This window comes from Rhodobacter calidifons, assembly GCF_011174775.1.
Taxonomy (GTDB): Bacteria; Pseudomonadota; Alphaproteobacteria; order Rhodobacterales; family Rhodobacteraceae; genus Tabrizicola; species Tabrizicola calidifons.
This window is the reverse complement of sequence record NZ_JAANHS010000006.1, coordinates 182,508-200,374: the sequence shown is the minus strand read 5'-3', so window position 1 is coordinate 200,374 and position 17,867 is coordinate 182,508. Positions and strand designations below refer to the sequence as shown.

General features: G+C 68.3%; 18 protein-coding genes. 5 read left to right on the top strand and 13 right to left on the bottom strand.

Annotation, left to right across the window (positions count from 1 at the left end):
* Positions 1-18: 18 nt before the first annotated feature.
* Entirely contained in the window at positions 19-405 is a 387-nt protein-coding gene (locus G8O29_RS10185) for a hypothetical protein (RefSeq protein WP_166403128.1), read from the top strand.
* Here G8O29_RS10185 and G8O29_RS10180 read toward each other — a convergent pair.
* From G8O29_RS10180 to G8O29_RS10170, 3 genes are all read right to left on the bottom strand, one after another.
* Positions 402-1,049, bottom strand: coding sequence for a DUF1638 domain-containing protein (locus G8O29_RS10180; protein WP_166403127.1), 648 nt, complete (start codon positions 1,047-1,049; stop codon positions 402-404). The two genes, G8O29_RS10185 and G8O29_RS10180, sit on opposite strands and share 4 nt — an antisense overlap.
* 8 nt (positions 1,050-1,057) lie before the next feature.
* Entirely contained in the window at positions 1,058-1,216 is a 159-nt protein-coding gene (locus G8O29_RS10175) for a hypothetical protein (RefSeq protein ID WP_166403126.1), read from the bottom strand.
* Between the two features lie 99 nt (positions 1,217-1,315).
* Entirely contained in the window at positions 1,316-2,014 is a 699-nt protein-coding gene (locus G8O29_RS10170; protein ID WP_166403125.1) for a corrinoid protein, read from the bottom strand.
* 156 nt (positions 2,015-2,170) lie between these two features.
* Here G8O29_RS10170 and G8O29_RS10165 point away from each other — a divergent pair, with 156 nt between their 5' ends.
* Entirely contained in the window at positions 2,171-3,256 is a 1,086-nt protein-coding gene (locus G8O29_RS10165) for a PA0069 family radical SAM protein (RefSeq protein ID WP_166403124.1), read from the top strand.
* A 92-nt stretch (positions 3,257-3,348) separates the two neighbouring features.
* Here the strand turns inward: G8O29_RS10165 and bmt are convergent, their stop codons facing one another.
* Entirely contained in the window at positions 3,349-4,362 is a 1,014-nt protein-coding gene (gene bmt, locus G8O29_RS10160) for a betaine--homocysteine S-methyltransferase (protein ID WP_166403185.1), read from the bottom strand.
* Positions 4,363-4,593: 231 nt separating this feature from the next.
* Positions 4,594-4,908, bottom strand: a complete 315-nt coding sequence (locus tag G8O29_RS10155) for a DUF1476 domain-containing protein (protein WP_166403123.1) — start codon at positions 4,906-4,908, stop codon at positions 4,594-4,596.
* A 192-nt stretch (positions 4,909-5,100) separates the two neighbouring features.
* Here G8O29_RS10155 and G8O29_RS10150 point away from each other — a divergent pair, with 192 nt between their 5' ends.
* Together G8O29_RS10150 and purS are read left to right on the top strand one after the other, a co-directional pair.
* Positions 5,101-5,853 carry a phosphoribosylaminoimidazolesuccinocarboxamide synthase gene (locus G8O29_RS10150; protein WP_166403122.1) on the top strand — a complete coding sequence of 251 codons (753 nt, stop codon included), beginning with the start codon at positions 5,101-5,103 and terminating at the stop codon, positions 5,851-5,853.
* A 113-nt stretch (positions 5,854-5,966) separates the two neighbouring features.
* A complete protein-coding gene (purS, locus tag G8O29_RS10145; RefSeq protein ID WP_166403121.1) occupies positions 5,967-6,206 on the top strand; it encodes a phosphoribosylformylglycinamidine synthase subunit PurS in 240 nt (79 codons plus the stop codon).
* Positions 6,207-6,271: 65 nt separating this feature from the next.
* On the opposite strand, the gene G8O29_RS10140 is transcribed toward purS, so the two are convergent.
* From G8O29_RS10140 to G8O29_RS10130, 3 genes are all read right to left on the bottom strand, one after another.
* On the bottom strand, positions 6,272-7,597 hold the full coding sequence (locus G8O29_RS10140) for a cytochrome P450 (protein WP_166403120.1): 1,326 nt from the start codon (positions 7,595-7,597) through the stop codon (positions 6,272-6,274).
* Positions 7,594-8,829, bottom strand: a complete 1,236-nt coding sequence (locus G8O29_RS10135; protein ID WP_166403119.1) for a hypothetical protein — start codon at positions 8,827-8,829, stop codon at positions 7,594-7,596. The genes G8O29_RS10140 and G8O29_RS10135 overlap by 4 nt, the downstream gene beginning before the upstream one ends.
* 64 nt (positions 8,830-8,893) lie before the next feature.
* Positions 8,894-9,649, bottom strand: a complete 756-nt coding sequence (locus tag G8O29_RS10130; RefSeq protein WP_166403118.1) for a cytochrome c biogenesis CcdA family protein — start codon at positions 9,647-9,649, stop codon at positions 8,894-8,896.
* A 112-nt stretch (positions 9,650-9,761) separates the two neighbouring features.
* Between G8O29_RS10130 and G8O29_RS10125 the strand changes: the two genes are divergently transcribed.
* Positions 9,762-9,992 carry a sulfurtransferase TusA family protein gene (locus G8O29_RS10125; RefSeq protein ID WP_166403117.1) on the top strand — a complete coding sequence of 77 codons (231 nt, stop codon included), beginning with the start codon at positions 9,762-9,764 and terminating at the stop codon, positions 9,990-9,992.
* Between the two features lie 72 nt (positions 9,993-10,064).
* Here G8O29_RS10125 and G8O29_RS10120 read toward each other — a convergent pair whose 3' ends face one another.
* The 5 genes from G8O29_RS10120 to G8O29_RS10100 form a co-directional block, all read right to left on the bottom strand.
* On the bottom strand, positions 10,065-12,821 hold the full coding sequence (locus G8O29_RS10120) for an Rne/Rng family ribonuclease (protein ID WP_166403116.1): 2,757 nt from the start codon (positions 12,819-12,821) through the stop codon (positions 10,065-10,067).
* An 892-nt stretch (positions 12,822-13,713) separates the two neighbouring features.
* Positions 13,714-15,042: a sigma-54-dependent transcriptional regulator gene (locus tag G8O29_RS10115; protein WP_166403115.1), complete on the bottom strand. Its 1,329-nt coding sequence runs from the start codon at positions 15,040-15,042 to the stop codon at positions 13,714-13,716.
* A gap of 16 nt (positions 15,043-15,058) precedes the next feature.
* A complete protein-coding gene (locus tag G8O29_RS10110) occupies positions 15,059-16,819 on the bottom strand; it encodes a sensor histidine kinase (protein ID WP_166403114.1) in 1,761 nt (586 codons plus the stop codon).
* Between the two features lie 46 nt (positions 16,820-16,865).
* Complete coding sequence (gene purQ / locus G8O29_RS10105; protein WP_166403113.1) at positions 16,866-17,534, bottom strand: phosphoribosylformylglycinamidine synthase subunit PurQ; 669 nt, start codon at positions 17,532-17,534, stop codon at positions 16,866-16,868.
* Positions 17,535-17,656: 122 nt separating this feature from the next.
* Entirely contained in the window at positions 17,657-17,818 is a 162-nt protein-coding gene (locus G8O29_RS10100; protein ID WP_166403112.1) for a DUF3563 family protein, read from the bottom strand.
* Positions 17,819-17,867: the final 49 nt, after the last annotated feature.

Sequence of the window (17,867 nt, the reverse complement as noted above, 5' to 3'; positions counted from 1 at the left end):
GATCCCCATACTCGGGCCATGAGACTCGCCCTTGCCCTCTGCCTTGTCGCGGCGCCGGCCTTCGCCGAAGAGCCTCCCGTTGCCCCCCGGGCGACGGACGAGGGGTTCAGCCTGATGGAAGAGGGCATGAAACTGGTGCTGCGCGGCATGATGTCCGAAATGCAGCCCGCGCTGGACGAAATGGGCAAGGCGCTGGAAGAGGCCGGCCCGGCGCTTCAGGGTCTGGGCGCCGAACTGGGGCCGAAGCTGCGCCAGCTGATCGCGCTGATCGACGACATCGGCAACTACGACGCACCGGTGATGCTGCCGAACGGCGACATCCTGATCCGCCGCAACGTGCCGCTGAAGCCGCGGCCGCTGCCGCCTGACCCCCAGCCCGGCCCGAACGGCGAGATCGAGCTTTAGCCCGCCGCCCGTTCCCCCGCCACCCGCTCCAGCGTGGTGGAAAGGTCGCCATATCCGGTAAGGCGCCGCTCATAGTCCAGCCCCAGCCGCCGGGCACAATCGGCCGCCTTCGCGTCCAGCGCCGGATCGTCCAGCTGCGCCAGATAGACCAGCTTGCGGTAATTGCCGAAATACATGTCCCGCAGCTCGGGGTGGCGGTCCAGGCCCATCGGCTTCCAGACGAAGGCATCGAACTGCCGCACCAGGAAATCGGTCAGGTAGAAGGCGTCGAATTCGGTCTCGGCCCGGGCGGCGAAGGCGGCGTTGCCCTCGAAGAAGGCATAGCAATGCGGGCCTTCCACCATCTCGACCCCCAGCCGGTCGCAGGCCGCCTTCAGCAGCCCCCCGGTGCCGCAATCGGCATAGACCACGAAGATCGTCTCATACTGTCCCCGCGCCTTCTCGACCGCCGCCTCGACCGCCGGGATGATCCGGTCGGGCCAGAGATGCAGCTTGGCCGGCAGGCATTGCAGGTCCAGGTGCGACCAGCCGTTCGTCGCCTTCAGCGCCAGGATCTCATGCGCCAGCGCCCCGCAGGCGATCAGCAGGACGCTGCCCTCCCGTGCGGGGGCAAGGCCGGAGTCCGAAAGGGAAAGGTCGTCCATCCCGGCGCCTAGCGCCCGACCCTTGTCCAGGTCAGGATCAGGCTGGCCGACAGCGTGGCGAACAGCAGCGCCGCCAGCGGGATCCCCGACCAGACCGCCAGCCACAGCGTCAGCCCGGCGGCAAGGATCACCAGCGCGATCAGTGCAAGGAAATGCGTCAAGGGCATGGTCGGTCTCCCTGACCGTCAATCTGCGCCCGCTTCGACCGGCATGCAAGCCCTTCGCCGGTCACAGGCCCGTGTCGGCACGGGCCTGTGGCGCCCGGATCAGCCGCTCAGCTGGTTGTGCTTGCGCGCCACGAACTGCTTGGCGGTTTCCACCGCCACGGCGGCATCGCGGCAATAGGCGTCGGCACCGATGGCCTTGCCGAATTCCTCGTTCAGGGGCGCGCCACCCACCAGCACGATGTAATCGTCGCGCAGGCCCTTTTCCTTCATCGTGTCGATCACGACCTTCATGTAGGGCATGGTGGTGGTCAACAGCGCCGACATGCCCAGGATGTCGGGCTTTTCCGCTTCCAGCGCCTCGATGTATTTCTCGACCGAGTTGTTGATCCCCAGGTCCTTCACCTCGAAACCCGCGCCTTCCATCATCATCGCCACAAGGTTCTTGCCGATGTCGTGAATGTCGCCCTTCACGGTGCCGATCACCATCTTGCCCATGCGCGGCGCGCCGGTTTCCACCAGCAGGGGCTTCAGGATCGCCATCCCCGCCTTCATCGCATTGGCGGCCAGCAGCACCTCGGGCACGAACAGGATGCCGTCGCGGAAGTCGGCGCCGACGATGGTCATGCCCGCCACCAGCGCCTTGGTCAGCACGTCATAGGGGGTCCAGCCGCGCTCGATCAGGATGCGCACACCCTCTTCGATTTCTTCCTTGAGACCGTCGTAGAGGTCGTCGTGCATCTGCAACACAAGCTCGTCATCCGAAAGTTCGGACAGGATGATCTCTTCGTCATCGGCCATGGGGCGCGCTCCAAGCGGAAGGGTTTGCATGGTGATGGTCGCAAAGCGACGCACCCACTATTCGCCAAGCGACATACACCGGATGAAAGCCGACAGAAAGCCGTCGCGGGCGGGAAAGTTCTGGTGTATGTTCCCGTTTGGTTCTAGACTTGCGGCATGAGCCGACCCGACAGCCTGCTTCCCGGCCAGCGCCTGCGGGCGCGCGGGGCCGATACCAACCGCGCCGGCCGGTACGAGGCGACGGACCGCGTCGCCTTCGACGACGGCTGGGACCTGCCCGAGGACGAACGCCTGGTCGCAACCGAGGTGCGGCTGGAACGCCCCCGCTCGGCACTCAGCTTCAACCGCTCGCCCGACCTGCCCTTCGACCGATCGGTCAACCCCTACCGGGGCTGCGAGCACGGCTGCATCTACTGCTATGCCCGGCCCAGCCACGCCTACCTCAACCTCTCGCCCGGGCTCGACTTCGAGACCCGCCTCATCGCCCGCCCCGGCATCGCCGCGGTGCTGGAGGGAGAGCTGCGCCGTCCATCCTACAAGGTCGCCCCCATCGCCATCGGCACCAATACCGACCCCTATCAACCGGTGGAACGCGACCACGGCCTGATGCGCGAAGTGCTTGCCGTGCTTGCGGCCTTCCGCCATCCGGTCTGGATCACCACGCGCGGCACCACCATCGAACGCGACATCGACCTGATCGCGCCCATGGCCGCAGAAGGGCTGGCCTCGGTCTCGATCAGCGTCACCACCCTGGACGAGGGCCTTGCCCGCAGGATGGAACCGCGCGCGCCCGCCCCGCGCCGCCGGTTGCAGATCATCGAACGGCTGGCACGGGCGGGCATTCCGGTGCGCATCCAGATCTCGCCGCTGATCCCGGCGCTGACCGACCACGAGCTTGAGGCGGTGATGCAGGCGGGCCGCGATGCCGGGGCGCGGGCGGCCAACACCATCCCCCTGCGCCTGCCGCGCGAAGTGGCCGATCTGTTCCGCCGCTGGCTGGAAACCACCTTTCCCGACCGCGCCGCCCGGGTCATGGGCCGGGTGCGCGAGTTGCACGGCGGGCGCGACTACGACCCGGAATTCGGCACCCGGATGCGCGGCCAGGGCCTCTGGGCCGAGCTGATCCACCGCCGCGCCGATCTGGCGCGCAGGCGGCTGGGACTTGGCGAAGGCCTGCCCGCCCTGCGCTGCGACCTCTTCACACCCCCGCCAAGGCGAGGCGACCAGTTGACGCTGTTCTGAGACAACCCGTCCAGGGCCGAAACTTTTCGAAAGGTTCCGGCAAGATCCTTCGAAGGATCTTGCGCCCGCCCCGACCGTTCAGCCCCGACCGTTCAGCCCCGACGCCCGCGCCGTTCCCGCCGGCCGGCGCCCGCGTCCTCCCCCGTCCCGTCCGAGGCCGAAGAGAACGCGCCCAGCCTGGCCTGGATCGCATCCAGCGTCGGGCGGTTGCCCCGCGGCCGGCTCTCCAGCGCCACCCGCATCGCCCGCAGATGTTCCGGCATCGTGCCGCAGCAGCCGCCGATGATCCGCACGCCCGCATCCCGCGCCATCACCGCATATTCCGCCATCAGTTCCGGCGTCCCGTCGTAATGGATATGGCCGTCGTGATACTTCGGGATCCCCGCATTGCCCTTGGCGATGATCGGCCGCTCCGTCCCGGTGGCGACAAAGCCCAGCACCGTGCGCAGCAGGTCGGAGGCCCCCACCCCGCAATTCGCGCCGAAGGCGATCGGCGGGTTGATCAGGCGTTCGACCATCTCGGCCATCGCGGCCGAGGTCACGCCCATCATCGTCCGCCCTGCCGTGTCAAAGCTCATCGTGCCGCACCAGGGCATGTCGGCGCGCAGCGCCGCATCGGCCGCCGCACGATACTCCTCGGGCGCCGAGATCGTCTCGACCCACAGCACATCCGCGCCGCCTTCCTTCAGCGCCTCGGCCTGTTCGTGGAACATCTCGACCGCAAGCTCGTGCGTCAGCGTGCCCATCGGCTCGAAGATCTCGCCCGTGGGGCCCATCGAACCCGCGACGATCACCGTGCGCCCGGCCCTGTCGGCGATCTCGCGGCCCAGCGCGGCGCCGACCCGGTTCAGCTCGCGCACCCGACCTTGCGCATTGTGCAGCTTCAGCCGCGACGCATTGCCGCCGAAGGTGTTGGTCAGAAACAGATCCGACCCCGCCGCCACCGCATCGCCGTAAAGCTTGCGGATGTTCTCGGGCTTCTCGATGTTCCACAGCTCCGGCGGTTCGCCCGACGACAGACCCATGTTGAACAGGTTCGTCCCCGTCGCCCCGTCGGCCATCAGCCAGTCGCGGGTGGCAAGTATCCGGGTCAGGGGATCGGTCATCGCAGCTTCCTTCAGGTGATCGGACAGGGACAGTCCCGTCACCTCTGCCACGGGTCGCGGGCCGAGGCAATTTCATATTCCGCATGACATCATGGGGTCGGGCTCAACTCCGGCCCGGGCCGCGACAGGCAGGCCCTGGCAGGGCCGGACGGCTGCCAGCAGAAAGGCGCGGCCCCGCGGACCGCGCCCCTGCGAAAGCCCCCGTCCGTGCCGCAACCGGCAGCGGCCGGATCAGAACTCGTTCATGATCTGGGCCTTGGCGACGGCCAGCAGCTCCTGCAACTTGGCGCGCACCTCGTCGGCGCTGGCCTTGCCGGCCAGATCGGCCACGACCTTGCGCACCACATCCTCGGCGCCGGCTTCCTCGAAATCGGCTTCGACGACCGAAGTGGCGTAGGCCGCCGCCTCGTCTTCCGACAGGCCCATCAGACCGGCCGCCCACAGCCCCAGAAGCTTGTTCCGCCGCGCCTCGGCCCGGAACTGCATTTCGCTGTCATGGGCGAACTTGGCCTCGAAGGCGGTTTCGCGATCGTCGAACGTGGTCATGGGCTCCCCCAACAGGTCTGCTGCTTCTTCCCATATGCCCATCCGCCCCCGTCGCCGCAAGCCCCTTCGGACCCGTCGGCCACCTTGTCCGGCGGCTCGCGCCTTGCGGGTATGGCCCCCTTGGACTATAGGCCAAGAAAAGCGGCGGGACGAAGGATGTCCGTCTGCCGCACCCCCCTGAACGAGTGAACCATGGCACGGCGCAAGAAGGTCTACGAAGGCAAGGCCAAGATCCTGTATGAGGGCCCCGAGCCGGGAACCCTGGTCCAGTATTTCAAGGACGACAGCAGCTCATCGGTGGCGGTGCCCTCGACGCTGGAGGGCAAGGGCGTGCTGAACAACCGGCTGTCCGAATTCTTCATGTCCGGGCTGAACCAGATCGGCGTGCCCACCCATTTCATCCGCCGGCTGAACATGCGCGAACAGCTGGTCCGCATGGCCGAGATCATCCCGCTGGAAATCGTGGTGCGCAACTTCGCCGCGGGGCCGCTGTCCGCGCGCCTCGGCATCCCCGAGGGCACGCAGCTGCCGCGCCCGATCGTGGAATACTACTTCAAGGACGAGAAGCTGAACCTGCCGCTCGTCGCCGAGGAACACATCGTCGCCTTCGGCTGGGCCAACCAGCAGGATCTGGACGACATCGTGGCCCTGGCGCTGCGGGTGAACGACTTCCTGTCCGGCGTGATGATGGGGGTCGGCATCCGGCTGGCCGATTTCCGGATCGAGGTCGGCCGGATCTGGGAAGGCGATTTCATGCGCCTGATCGTCGCCGACGAGATCAGCCCGGATTCCTGCCGACTGTGGGACATGCGCCAGCCGGAACGGCCCGACGGCACGATCCCCGATCCCCAGCCGATGGGCGATGTCTATACCGAGCTTGCCCGGCGTCTGGGCGTCCTGCCGACGAACATCACCCACACGATGAAGCCCACGCTGATCAACTGATCCCGCAGGCCGGTGCCCGGCGCCGGGGATTCTGCCCGCCCTGCCTCCGGCCCGCCTTGCCCCCTGCCCGCGCCTTCGCTAAGGACCGCTGCATCGCAACACCGGAGGCCCCGATGAAAGCCCGTGTCACCGTCATGCTCAAGTCCGGCGTCCTGGATCCGCAGGGCGAGGCGATCCGCCACGCGCTCGGATCGCTCGGCTTTGCCGGCGTGACCGGCGTGCGGCAGGGCAAGGTGATCGAGCTGGACCTGGCCGAGACCGACCCGGCGCAGGCCGAGACCGCCGTCCGGGCGATGTGCGAAAGGCTTCTGGCCAACACCGTCATCGAAAGCTACCGCGTCGAACTCGTCTGACGCCGGTCCGGCGGGCACGGCGCCCGCCCGACGACGGTCTGGCGCAGACCGGCCACCCTGCCCGCCTACCGCCGCGACACCCGCAGCCAGATCCCGTCCCGCGCCCGCACCGTCAGATGCGCCACCGGCACCGGCACGCGGTCGGGCAGCGCCTCGAAGCGGAAGGCGCGGACCAGATGCGCCAGCATCAGCGTGCCCTCCAGCATCGCGAACCCCGCCCCCGGGCACACCCTCGGCCCGCGCGAGAAGGGCAGATAGCCCCCCTGCGGCACTGCGCCCGACCAGCGGTCGGGGTCGAAGGCATCCGGCCTTTCCCACAACCTTTCATGCCGGTGCAGATGCCAGGGGCTGATGACCACCTGCGCGCCCCGCTTCACCTGCCGTCCGCGGAACTCCTCCTCGCCTGCCGTCTCGCGCACCAGCATCGGCACCGGAGGATACAGCCGCAGCGCCTCGCGGAACACATCGCGGGTCAGGCGCAGCGACCCCACCACCCCGAACTCCGGCCGCAAGCCCTGCGCCTCTGCCGCGACCCGCTCCTGCACCTCGGGATGCGTCGCCAGCAGATACAGCGCCCAGGCCAGGGCCGAGGCGCTGGTCTCGTGCCCGGCCAGGAAGAAGATCGCCACCTGATCGACCATTTCCCCGGTCCCGAACGGCGCCCCCGTCACCGGGTCCGGCGTCGTCATGATCTTGGTCGCCAGGTCCTGCGGGGCGCGCCCTGCCGCAATCGCCGCCGCCCGCTCGGCCGTCAGGCCCTCGATCAGCCTCCGGATCACCCGGGCCGACCGCCGCGTCGCCCCCCGGTGCAGCCGCGGCACCCAGGGCGGCAGCCGCAGGAAGGCCCCGAGGTTCAGGATCGGGGCCGACCGCTGATAGGCCCGGAACTCGTGGAATACCGCCTGCGCCACCCGATCCTCGATCGGAATGGAAAACAGCGTGCGGAAGATCACATCCGCCGCGGCATGGCTGGCGGCCAGCTCGACCTCCACCTCACCCGTCCCCATCCGCGCAACCGCCGCCTCGGCCGCAGCCCGGATCGCCGGGAAGGCCTCGCGCAGCCGCCCGCCCTCGAAGGCCGGGTCGATGATCCGCCGCTGGCGCAGCCACTCCTCGCCGTTGGTGACAAAGACCGACCGGCCCAGCAGCGGGCGCAACCCCTCTGTCACCCGGTCCGATTTCGGAAAATCCTGCGGCCGCTCGTCCAGCACCCGCCGCACCAGCGCGGGATCGTTGCACAGATAGCTCTCGAAGAAGGGCGTCCGGAACTCGGCCATCCAGGCGCGGTAGAGCCGTGCGGGCTGTGCCGACAGGATGTCGCGCCGGAAGGCCCGCAGATGCCCCCAGAGCGACACCCTCTCCGCCCGCGGTTCCGGCTTGGGCGGGGTCATGCAACGTCCCGGAACGGCGACAGCGGCGTGGCGATCCGGCTGGCCGAGGGCTTCCGGCCCCGGAACCGCTCGGCCAGCGTCAAGGGCCCCGCCGTGATGCGGAAATAGTCGTAGTCCCCGGGCCGGTCGAAGGCGCAGAGATACTGGAAATGCAGCCGGAAATACCGCCGCCGCAGCGCCCGCCAGCGTTCCGGGCTCAGCGTCTGCGTGAAGGCCGCCGACAGGATCAGCGGCCAGCGCTGGCCCGGCGGAGCGACCCCGCTGACCGCCACCGGGTCGCACAGCGCAAAGCTGCACCCGTCGCCGGGGGCCGAGACGTCCACCCAGGTCACCTCCTCGCGCGTGGACAGATAGGCCAGGTCCCCCCGCAGCCGCGCGGCGCCCGGCAGGAAGGACACCATCGGCACCGCATGGCCCAGGCTCAGGAAGCCCAGCGCCGGCCGGTCCGCAACGCCCTCGCGAATCAGATCGGCCAGCACCGAAACCCCCAGATGCACGCCCGAGGAATGGCCGACCACCAGCACCTCGTCCACGCCCGAGGCCAAGGCCGCCCGCACCCGGCCGCGGAACTGCGCCAGCCGCGCCTCCAGTGCCGGCGGATAGGCGCCGTCCGCGATGGTGGTATAGGCATAGTCATGCATCAGGTAATAGACGAAAAGCCGCCGATCCAGCCGGCGAAAGCCCGCCAGAACCGCCCAGACCGCCCCCGCCGCAAGCAGCCAGCCCAGGCCCCACGGCAGGCCGGAGGTCGCCCGCAGCAGCAGCGCGCCCAGGGCCAGCGCCACCAGCCCCTGCAAGACCAGCAGCACCGCCGGATAAAGCGCGGCGATCATCGGCCCCTTGCGCAGCCGGATCAGCCGGAACAGCGCGCCCGAACGCAGGTAAAGCCAGGCCGTCCGGACCAGCTGCGCATAGGTCCCGGCGATGCCCCGGCCCATCGAGGCCCTGACCAGATCGGACCAGACCAGCACCTCGACCGCCGCCTCGACCTCGCGCCCGTCGATCCGCGCGTGCACCTGCCAGCCGTAACCCTCGCCCTGGCCCGGAGCGACCGACAGCTCATGGCCCGAGATCACCGCCTGCGCGGCGCCCTCGGTCCGGTACAGCTCGCGATAGCGGCGCGGCGGGAAGGGGTCGTAGCCGGGAATGTACAGCACCCGACGCCGGAAGACGCCCGTCCCGGTCCCGCCCGCCCCGTCGCCCGCCCTGTTGCCCGCTGCTGCCACGCCCATCCCGCCAGTCTGCCCGGCCTACCTTAACGGCTGGCAAGCCAGAGGAAAGGCTCCGATCCGGCGATCAGCCCGGCAGGGGCAGTCCAAGGACCTCGTAGGTCTCCAGCATCCAGTAGCTGAAATCGGTGAAGGCGCCGGTCAGCAGCGCCAGCCCGACAACGACGAGAAGCCCGCCCATCAACCGCTCGATCAGCTTCATGTGGCGCTTCAGCCTTGCCATCAGGGCCATTGATTTCTCGATGAAAGCGGCCGCCAACAGGAAGGGCAGCCCCAGCCCCAGGGCATAGACGCCCAGTAGAAGCGTCCCGCGCGGCATGCTGCCTTCCTGCGCCGCCAGCGACAGGATCGCCCCCAGTTGCGGCCCGATGCAGGGCGTCCAGCCGAAGGCGAAGGCAAGGCCCAGCACATAGGCGCCAAAGGCCGACCCGCCGCGGTCGCCCGCATCCATCCGCATCTCGCGGTCCAGGATCGGGATGCGGAACAGGCCCAGGAAGTGCAGCCCGAAGATGATGATCATCACGCCCGAGATGCGCGCCAGAAGCTGCTGGTTCTGCAACACGAAACTGCCGAAGGCCGAGGCGGTGAACCCCAGCAGCAGGAAGATCGTCGAAAGCCCCATGACGAAGAACAGCGCCGGCAGGATCACCCGGTGCCGGTCCACCCCGTCGCGCATGTCGCCGACCGAGATGCCCCCCATATAAGCCAGATAGGGCGGCACGATGGGCAGGACGCAAGGCGACAGGAAGGACAGGACGCCCGCCGCCAGCGCGACCAGCATCGCGGGCAGAAGGGCAGCGTCAATGATCTCGATTCCGAACATGTCCCGCCCGGGATAGCCGCTTTCGCCGCCCCCGTCACCGGGTCAGCCCGTCACATGCGCGTGGCTGGTCTGTAACCTTGCCTCGCCGCCCCGCGCCGGCTACACCGCCCGCATGCCGGACTGGGACGAGATGGTGGATTGCGAGGGGCTGCTTTGCCCCCTGCCCGTGCTGCGGGCGCGCAAGCGGCTGATAGCGCTGGCCGCCGGTCGCGTGCTCTGCGTCCGCGCGACCGATGCGATGGCCGCGGTCGACCTGCCGCATTTCTGCGCCGAGGCCGGTCACAGCTATCTCGGCAGCCGGGCCGAAGGCGCGGTCACCCTGCACCTGATCCGCAAGGGCTGACCGGGCGCGGATGCCTCCCCGACGCGGGGTCGCACCCACGACGCGGAGACGAAGTCGGACGAGGCGCTGTCCTCAGCGCCCCAGCGACCACCAGCCCTTGCGCTTGGGCCTGGCGGGTTCCTCCGCTTCCGGGGCCGGGGTCTCGGCTTCGGCCGGATCCGGGATCACCGTCTCGGCCACCGCCACCAGACCGGGATCGGGGGCCAGCGCCGGGGCTGCCGCGGGCGCGGCCGCCTGGGGCGCAGGAGCGGGCTCAGTCGCGGGCTCCGCTGCCGCCTTCGTGCGTGCCCGCGCCTTGGGCTTCACCGCTTCCTCGGCCGGCGCAGCCTGCGCTTCGGCCGGGCTGGCCGCCTTGGCCCGACTGGTCCGCTTCTTCGGCGCAGGCGTCGCCTCGGGCGCGGCCGCCACTGCCGTCACCTCGGGCTCGGCTGCCGGCTCTGTCATGGATCCGGCCACGGGCTCCGCAGGGGATCCGGCGTCTGGCGCCGTTTCCACTGCCACCGCCTCGGCCTTCGTCCCGCGCGGCTTGCGGGTCCGCTTCGGCTTGGCCGCTGGGCTCGCCTCGAGGGCCGGGGCCGGTTCGGACCCGGCTTCCACGGCGGCGCCCTCCGCGGTGGCCTCGGGCGAAGCGTCCGGGATCGCGTCGACCCCCTTCTCGACCCCCTCCTCGTCGCCAGCCTCGTCGCCAGCCTCGCCGCCTTCGGTCATCGCCGCGCCGGCCTCGCGCTGGCCGCCGCGCCGGCGCCGGCGCCGCCGGCGCTTCTTGCGTCCCGGCTGGCCGTCGCCCTCTCCCGTCGCCGCGGGCGGCTGCGCTCCGGTCGCGGCTTCCGCCTCCTCGGCCTCCTCCTCGACCAGATCCTCGACGATATCCGCGTCGTCCTCTTCCTCCACCGGAGCGCCCATCAGCCCGGCATGGCCCGACACGACCGGACCCTCCGGCACCGCCCGGATCGCGGTCTTGAACTTCTCGATGGAATAATCGGGCGACACCATCATCGGGTCCGCCTCGATCCGCACCGCCATGCCATAGCGCGCCTCGATCAGCGCCACATGCTCCCGCTTGGCGTTGAAGAGGTAGTTCACGATCCCCACCGGCGCCTTCAAGAGCACCTCCTTCGACCGCTTCCGCGTCCCTTCCTCCTCCAGCGCGCGCAGAACCTGCAACGCCATCGAATCGTCCGACCGGATCAACCCCGTGCCATGGCAATGCGGGCAGGGCTGGGTCGTCGATTCCAGCATCCCCGGGCGCAGGCGCTGCCGGCTCATCTCCAGAAGGCCGAAGCCCGAGATCCGCCCCACCTGGATGCGCGCGCGGTCCGTCTTCAGCTTGTCCTTCAGACGCTTCTCGACCGCGGCATTGTTCTTGCGCTCTTCCATGTCGATGAAGTCGATGACGATCAGCCCCGCCAGGTCGCGCAGGCGCAGCTGGCGCGCGATCTCCTCGGCGGCTTCCAGGTTCGTCTTCAGCGCCGTCTCCTCGATGGACCCTTCCTTGGTGGCGCGGCCCGAGTTCACGTCGATCGCCACCAGCGCCTCGGTCACGCCGATCACGATGTAGCCACCGGATTTCAGCTGCACGACCGGGTTGAACATGCTGGCCAGATAGCCCTCGACCCCGTATCTCGCGAACAGCGGCACCGGGTCCTGATAGCGGACGACCTGCTTTGCATGGCTCGGCATGATCATCCGCATGAAGTCCTTGGCGGTGCGATAGCCTGCCTCGCCCTCGACCAGCACCTCGTCGATCTCGCGGCTGTAAAGATCCCGGATCGACCGCTTGATGAGATCGCCTTCCTCGTAGATCTTGGCCGGAGCGATCGACTTCAGCGTCAGCTCGCGGATCTGCTCCCACAGCCGCATCAGATATTCGTAGTCGCGCTTGATCTCGGGCTTGGTGCGCTTGGCCCCCGCCGTGCGCACGATCAGGCCCGCGCCTTCCGGCACCTCCAGCTCGTTCGCGATCTCCTTCAGCTTCTTGCGGTCCACCGCATTGGTGATCTTGCGGGAAATCCCGCCGCCCCGCGCCGTGTTCGGCATCAGCACGCAATAGCGGCCCGCAAGGCTCAGATAGGTGGTCAGCGCCGCGCCCTTGTTGCCGCGTTCCTCCTTGACCACCTGGACCAGCATGATCTGCCGGACCTTGATGACTTCCTGGATCTTGTAGCGCCGGGCACGCGGACGGCGCGGAGCGGCAATCTCCTCGGCCAGATCCTCCTCGGCGATCGATTCGATCTCGTCGTCGGTGTCACTGGCATGGTCCACCGCACGGTAATGCCCGTCAGAACCGTTTTCGACCGACTCGTTGTGGTGGTCGTGATCGTGGTGGTCATGGTCCTGATCTTCGGGGGCATCCATCTGCCCCGCTTCGGCAGCCTGCACCAGCGGCCCGTCGGCAACCTCGTCCTCGCCCAGATCGACCACATCCATCCCGGACGGGCCCTCGGTCACCATATCGTCCGACTTCACCTGCTCGGCCCTGGCCGCAGGCCGCGGCGGGCGCCGGCGCGAACGACGGTTGTCCTCTTCCTCCTCGGCCCGCGCCATCGCCCGCTCTTCCTCAAGCAGGGCTTTCCGGTCGGCCACCGGGATCTGATAGTAATCGGGGTGGATTTCGGCAAAGGCCAGGAACCCGTGGCGATTGCCGCCATATTCCACGAAGGCCGCCTGCAGCGAGGGTTCGACCCGCGTCACCTTGGCCAGGTAGATGTTCCCGGCCAGCTGGCGCTTGTTCACGGTCTCGAAGTCGAACTCTTCGACCTTGTTTCCGTCAACCACGACCACCCGGGTTTCCTCGGGATGGGTGGCATCGATAAGCATTTTCTTTGACATGTTGGTCCACTGCGCCCCGGGCGCAACGGGTCGTCCGGCGGGCCGGACGGAAGGTCGATACGGGCGGGGCGGCTTGTCTGGGCGCGGGCAGCGGGCACATGCAGCGGTCTGCGACCCGTGGGGTCGTCTGATCCGTTGCGCAAGATACTCACACGCCTCATCGCGGTTGCAACTGAAAGGCCTTTCGGGCCATTCACCTAATTCAGCCAACAAATCCAAAGACTTGCGGGCAAAGTGCACGGCCTTGCGACCGATCCGGCTCCTCTGAGGGGACACGAATTTCACGCGCCCGGGCCCCAAGGGAGAGAATTCTTCGGGCAGCGGACTGCCTCTGGCCGACCCTATGGGCAAGCCGCAGGAAGGGCAATGGCGAATTTCACGGCCCTGTCACAGGCGTGTTTCGGGCACTCGATGACCCTGACGCCACCGGCAGACCGACTCCGGCTCGCCCGGTTCCGTCGGGCAGATCGCCCGCATCGCCGCCTCGGTCCCGACGGCACCATCGTCGGCCCGGGTCGTGTTGCGCGGGGCCAGCGGGATGGCAAGCGCCCGGTCCCATGTCGTGCAGCCGGGGATTCGCGCGCAAGCCCGCCTCGACCGCGTGCAGTTTCCAGGCCAGCCCGCCCTGCAAGGCAAGCGGCACGCCCAGAGTCAGCACCAGCCCTGCCCCGATCCACCGGTTCCGCACCTTGCCACCCCTGCGAGTCCTCCGCCGAGAAAGCCATGCAACGCGGGCCTGAGGCAAGTCCGGCTTCGCCGTTCAAGGGCCGGAAGGGGCCACGCAGAGCCACCCCTCAGGCGCGGGCAAATCCTGACGCAACCCTGATGCCCACAGCCAAGCCCTTGTTTTCACTGGCCGCGAAGACCTACCCACGCGTGGGAAGCTACGGGGTCAGACATAGTCGCTCCGGCTCAGCCCGTACTTGGCCATCTTCTCGTTCAGCGTCCGGCGCGGCAGGCACAGCTCCTCCATCACCGCCACGATCGACCCCTTGTGCCGCCGCATCGTGTTGTCGATCAGCATCCGCTCGAAGGCCTCGACATAGTCTTTCAACGGCTTGCCTTCCGTTGTCAGCGCCGGCCCCGAAGCCTCGTTCTCGGCCATGAGGAGACTGGCAATCGACCCCGACCCCCGCCGGTTCTGCAACACCGCCCGTTCCGCGATGTTGACCAGCTGCCGCACATTCCCCGGCCAGGGCGCCTGCAACAGCTGCGCGGCCTCCTGCGCCGTCACCTGCGGAGCCTCGCAGCCGTATTCCTCGGCGAACTGCTCCGACAGGCGGTTGAACAGTTGCAGGATATCCTCGCCCCGCGTCCGAAGCGGGGGCAGCAGGATCGTCATCGCCCCCAGACGGTAATAGAGGTCCGGCCGCAGCGACTGCTCCAGCGTGGTGTCCGGGGCATGGCTGTTGCAGATCGCGATGATCCGGGTTTCCGGCGGCGTGCCCTGATCGTTGATGAAGGTCAGCAGCCGCGCCTGCAACGCGGACGGCATCGCCTCGATGTCCTCCAGGCACAGCGTGCCCCCCCGCGCTTCCTCGACCAGGGGCAGCGCGCCATCCTCTGCCGGCCCGAACAGCCGCGCGGCCAGCTTGTCCTCGGACCAGGCCGCGCAGGAGATCGCCACGAACTTCTTCGACGCCCGCGGCCCCACCGCGTGCAGGGCATGGGCGACCAGCGTCTTGCCCGTCCCCGTCTCGCCGTCGATCAGGACGTGGCTGTCCGCCTGCCCCAGATCAAGGATATCCTCGCGCAGCCGCTCCATCGCGGGTGACGAGCCGATCAGCTTCTTGATGATGGTCGAGCCGTCCGCCAGTTCCTTGCGCAGCGCCCGGTTGTCCAGCGTCATCCGCCGCGCCTGCGTGGCCTTCTTCGCAAGCTCGGTCATCCGGTCGGGGTTGAACGGCTTTTCCAGAAAGTCGAACGCCCCCACCCGCATCGCCTCGACCGCCATCGGCACGTCGCCGTGGCCGGTGATCATGATGACCGGCAGCCCCGAATCCTGCCCCATCAGCCGCTTCAGGAAGGCCATCCCGTCCATCCCCGGCATCTTGATGTCGCTGACCACCACACCTTGGAAATCCGGCCCGATCGCCTTCAGCGCGTCCTCGGCGCTGGCATAGGTTTCGGTGTCGAACCCCGACAGCGCCAGCCACTGGCTGATCGACTGCCGCATGTCGGCCTCGTCATCGACGATTGCCACCTTCATTGCGCGGGCCATTGGGACCTCTTCATCTTCATTCTGCTGCTTCCTGTCTGTTGCCAAGGATCGGCAACTGCATCTCGAACACCGCGCCGCCCCCGTCGCCGTTCCGCGCGGTCAGACGGCCGCCCAGATCGGTGACGATGCCGCTGGAGATCGCAAGGCCAAGCCCCACGCCCTCGCCCGGTTTCTTCGTCGTGTAGAAGGGCTCGAACAGGTTCTCGAGATCGGTGATCCCGTGACCGTTGTCGCGCACCGTCAGAGTCGCGGTCTCGCCCGCCGACAGAAGGATGTCGATCTGCGGATCCTTGATGTCTTTCGTGGCGTCCAGCGCGTTGCGCAGAAGATTGATGATCACCTGCTCCAGCCGCAGCCGGTCGGCCATCACCATCACCGGCTGGCGCGGAATGCCCCGGCTGATCTTCACCACGCGCGCCTTCAGCTGCGGCTCCATCATCGCCAGCGCCGAAGAGACGCAAGCCCGAAGATCAACCTCTTCAAAGGCTTCGCCGCCTTTCCTTGCATAAGACTTCAACTGCCGCGTGATCGCGCCCATCCGTTCGATCAAATCATCGACCCGCTGGAACGACGACAGGGCCTCGTCCAGCCGCTTGCGCTGCAACAACAGCCGCGCCCCGGCAAGATAGGTCTTCATCGCGGCCAGAGGCTGGTTCAGCTCGTGGCTGACCGCCGCCGACATCTCGCCCAGGGCCGCCAGTTTAGACGATTGCACCAGGGTCAGCTCCGCGACCTCCAGGTCCTTCTTCACCTTCTCCCGCTCGGCAATCGCGCGTTGCAACCGCGCGTTCAGCAGCCGCAGTTCCGCCGATTCCCGCTGGAAGGTCACCGACCGCGACCAGGCGCGGCGCGACAGGAGATAGAAGGTGAAGGCCATGAGGATCGCGAACCCCATGATCTCCAGCGCCAGAATCCCGTTCACCTGTTCGCGCACCGAGCCATAGGCGGTGAAGGTGGCGATCTTCCAGCCCCGGAACGGCACGCGCGCCTCGGTGCGCATCACCGCCTCGCCCCGGACATAGGCGTCCGGCGGCTCCTGCGCCCATTCCGCCGTGGCCCGCAGCGCCCGCGCGATGGCCGAGGGCGGGTCGCGCAGGGCCAGCGCCTCGGCCTTGGGCAGGCCGCGCCAGCGCGGCTCGGTGGACAGCATCACGATGCCTTCGCTGTCCGTCACCATCACCGCATCCTGCAACCCGGCCCAGGCGCGTTCGTATTTCATCAGATCGACCGAGACGACGATCACCCCCAGCAGCCGCGCATCCGAGATGATGGCGCGCGAATACAGGAAATCGAACCCGCCCGCCTCGCGCTTGACCGGGGTGAAGATCGTGTCCTTCGCCCGCTGCGCCGCCACGAAATAGGCGGCGTTGCGCAGGTTCGTGCCCAGCACGTTGCGGTTCGTCGCCCCCACAACCCGGCCGGACGCATCGACCAGCCGGATCGAGGCCACGCCCAGCTCCGCCTGCAACGCAATCAGCTTGGCCGAGGTAGAGGCGAAAATCCCCGCCTTCAGAGCCGAGATCAGGTCCGGGTCGTTCGACAACAGCAGCGGCACCACCGAGGTCCGCTGCAACTCGGCCATCAGGTTCCCGGTATACAGCGCCAGCCGCACCTCGGCACGGCTGCGGGTGTCGGCGGTGTAGCGGTCGGTCAGCAGCCGGTTCGACACCAGCACCACCACCACCGCCAGCACCACCAGGAGCCCCACAGCCAGCTTGGCACGCCAGGGCAGGCCCGGCGCAGAGGCGGAGATCGTGCTGGTTTCGGTTGCGGTCATGGACCAAGACTAGGCCCCGCCCCGCGCGGTCTCAAGCCGAAGGGGCTCAGGCCAGCGCCATCCCGCGCATCAGCGAGGCGAACAGCCCGCGCCCGTCCGCGCTGCCCAGCGCGGGTTCGGTTGCGCGTTCGGGATGCGGCATCATTCCCAGCACCCGGCGGTTTTCCGACAGGACGCCTGCGATGTCGCCCATGCTGCCGTTGGGGTTCTCGGCATAGGTGAAGGCGATGCGGTCCTCGCCCCGCAACCGGGCAAGGCCCTCGGCATCGATGGTATAGTTGCCGTCGTGGTGGGCGACGGGGATCCGGATCTCCTGCCCTCTGGCATAGGCGCTGGTGAAGTCGGATTGCGCGGTCGCGACCCGCAGCGTCACCGTGCGGCAGACGAATCTCAGCCCGGCGTTGCGCATCAGAACGCCCGGCAGCAGGCCCATTTCGGTCAGGACCTGAAACCCGTTGCAGATGCCAAGCACATAGCCGCCCCGGTCTGCATGAGAGCGGATTGCGGCGCTGATCGGCGACTGCGCCGCGATCGCCCCGCAGCGCAGATAGTCGCCAAAGCTGAACCCGCCCGGCACGCCGACCACATCCACGCCGTCGGGCAGCGCGTTGTCCTTGTGCCAGACCCGCTGCACCTCGAACCCCGCCGCCGCGAAGGCCACGGCCAGATCGCGGTCGCAGTTCGACCCGGGGAAGGTGACGACAGCGGCTTTCATCGGGCTCTCCCTTGGCTGGATGCCGTCTGATAGCCCAGCTTGCCGCCAAGGGCCAGAGCCCGCGCGCCGGCCGCCGGGCGATCGCCGACCGGCCTGCGCCCCAGCCTGCGCCCCAGAGGGGCTCAGTAATAGGGGTGCGGATGGCGGAACAGACCGCGGTCGATCTCGCGCTCGCGGCGTTCAAGGTCGATCCGCGAGACGGCGCCTTCAAGATAGGCAAGCTCGCGCCTCGTCAGGGCGCCGGGGGCCTGGGTCGGGAACAGGGTTTTCAACAGGTTGAACATGGTGCTGCCCTTTCTTCTTGCCCGGAAGATAGGTCGCCGCAGCGCAGCG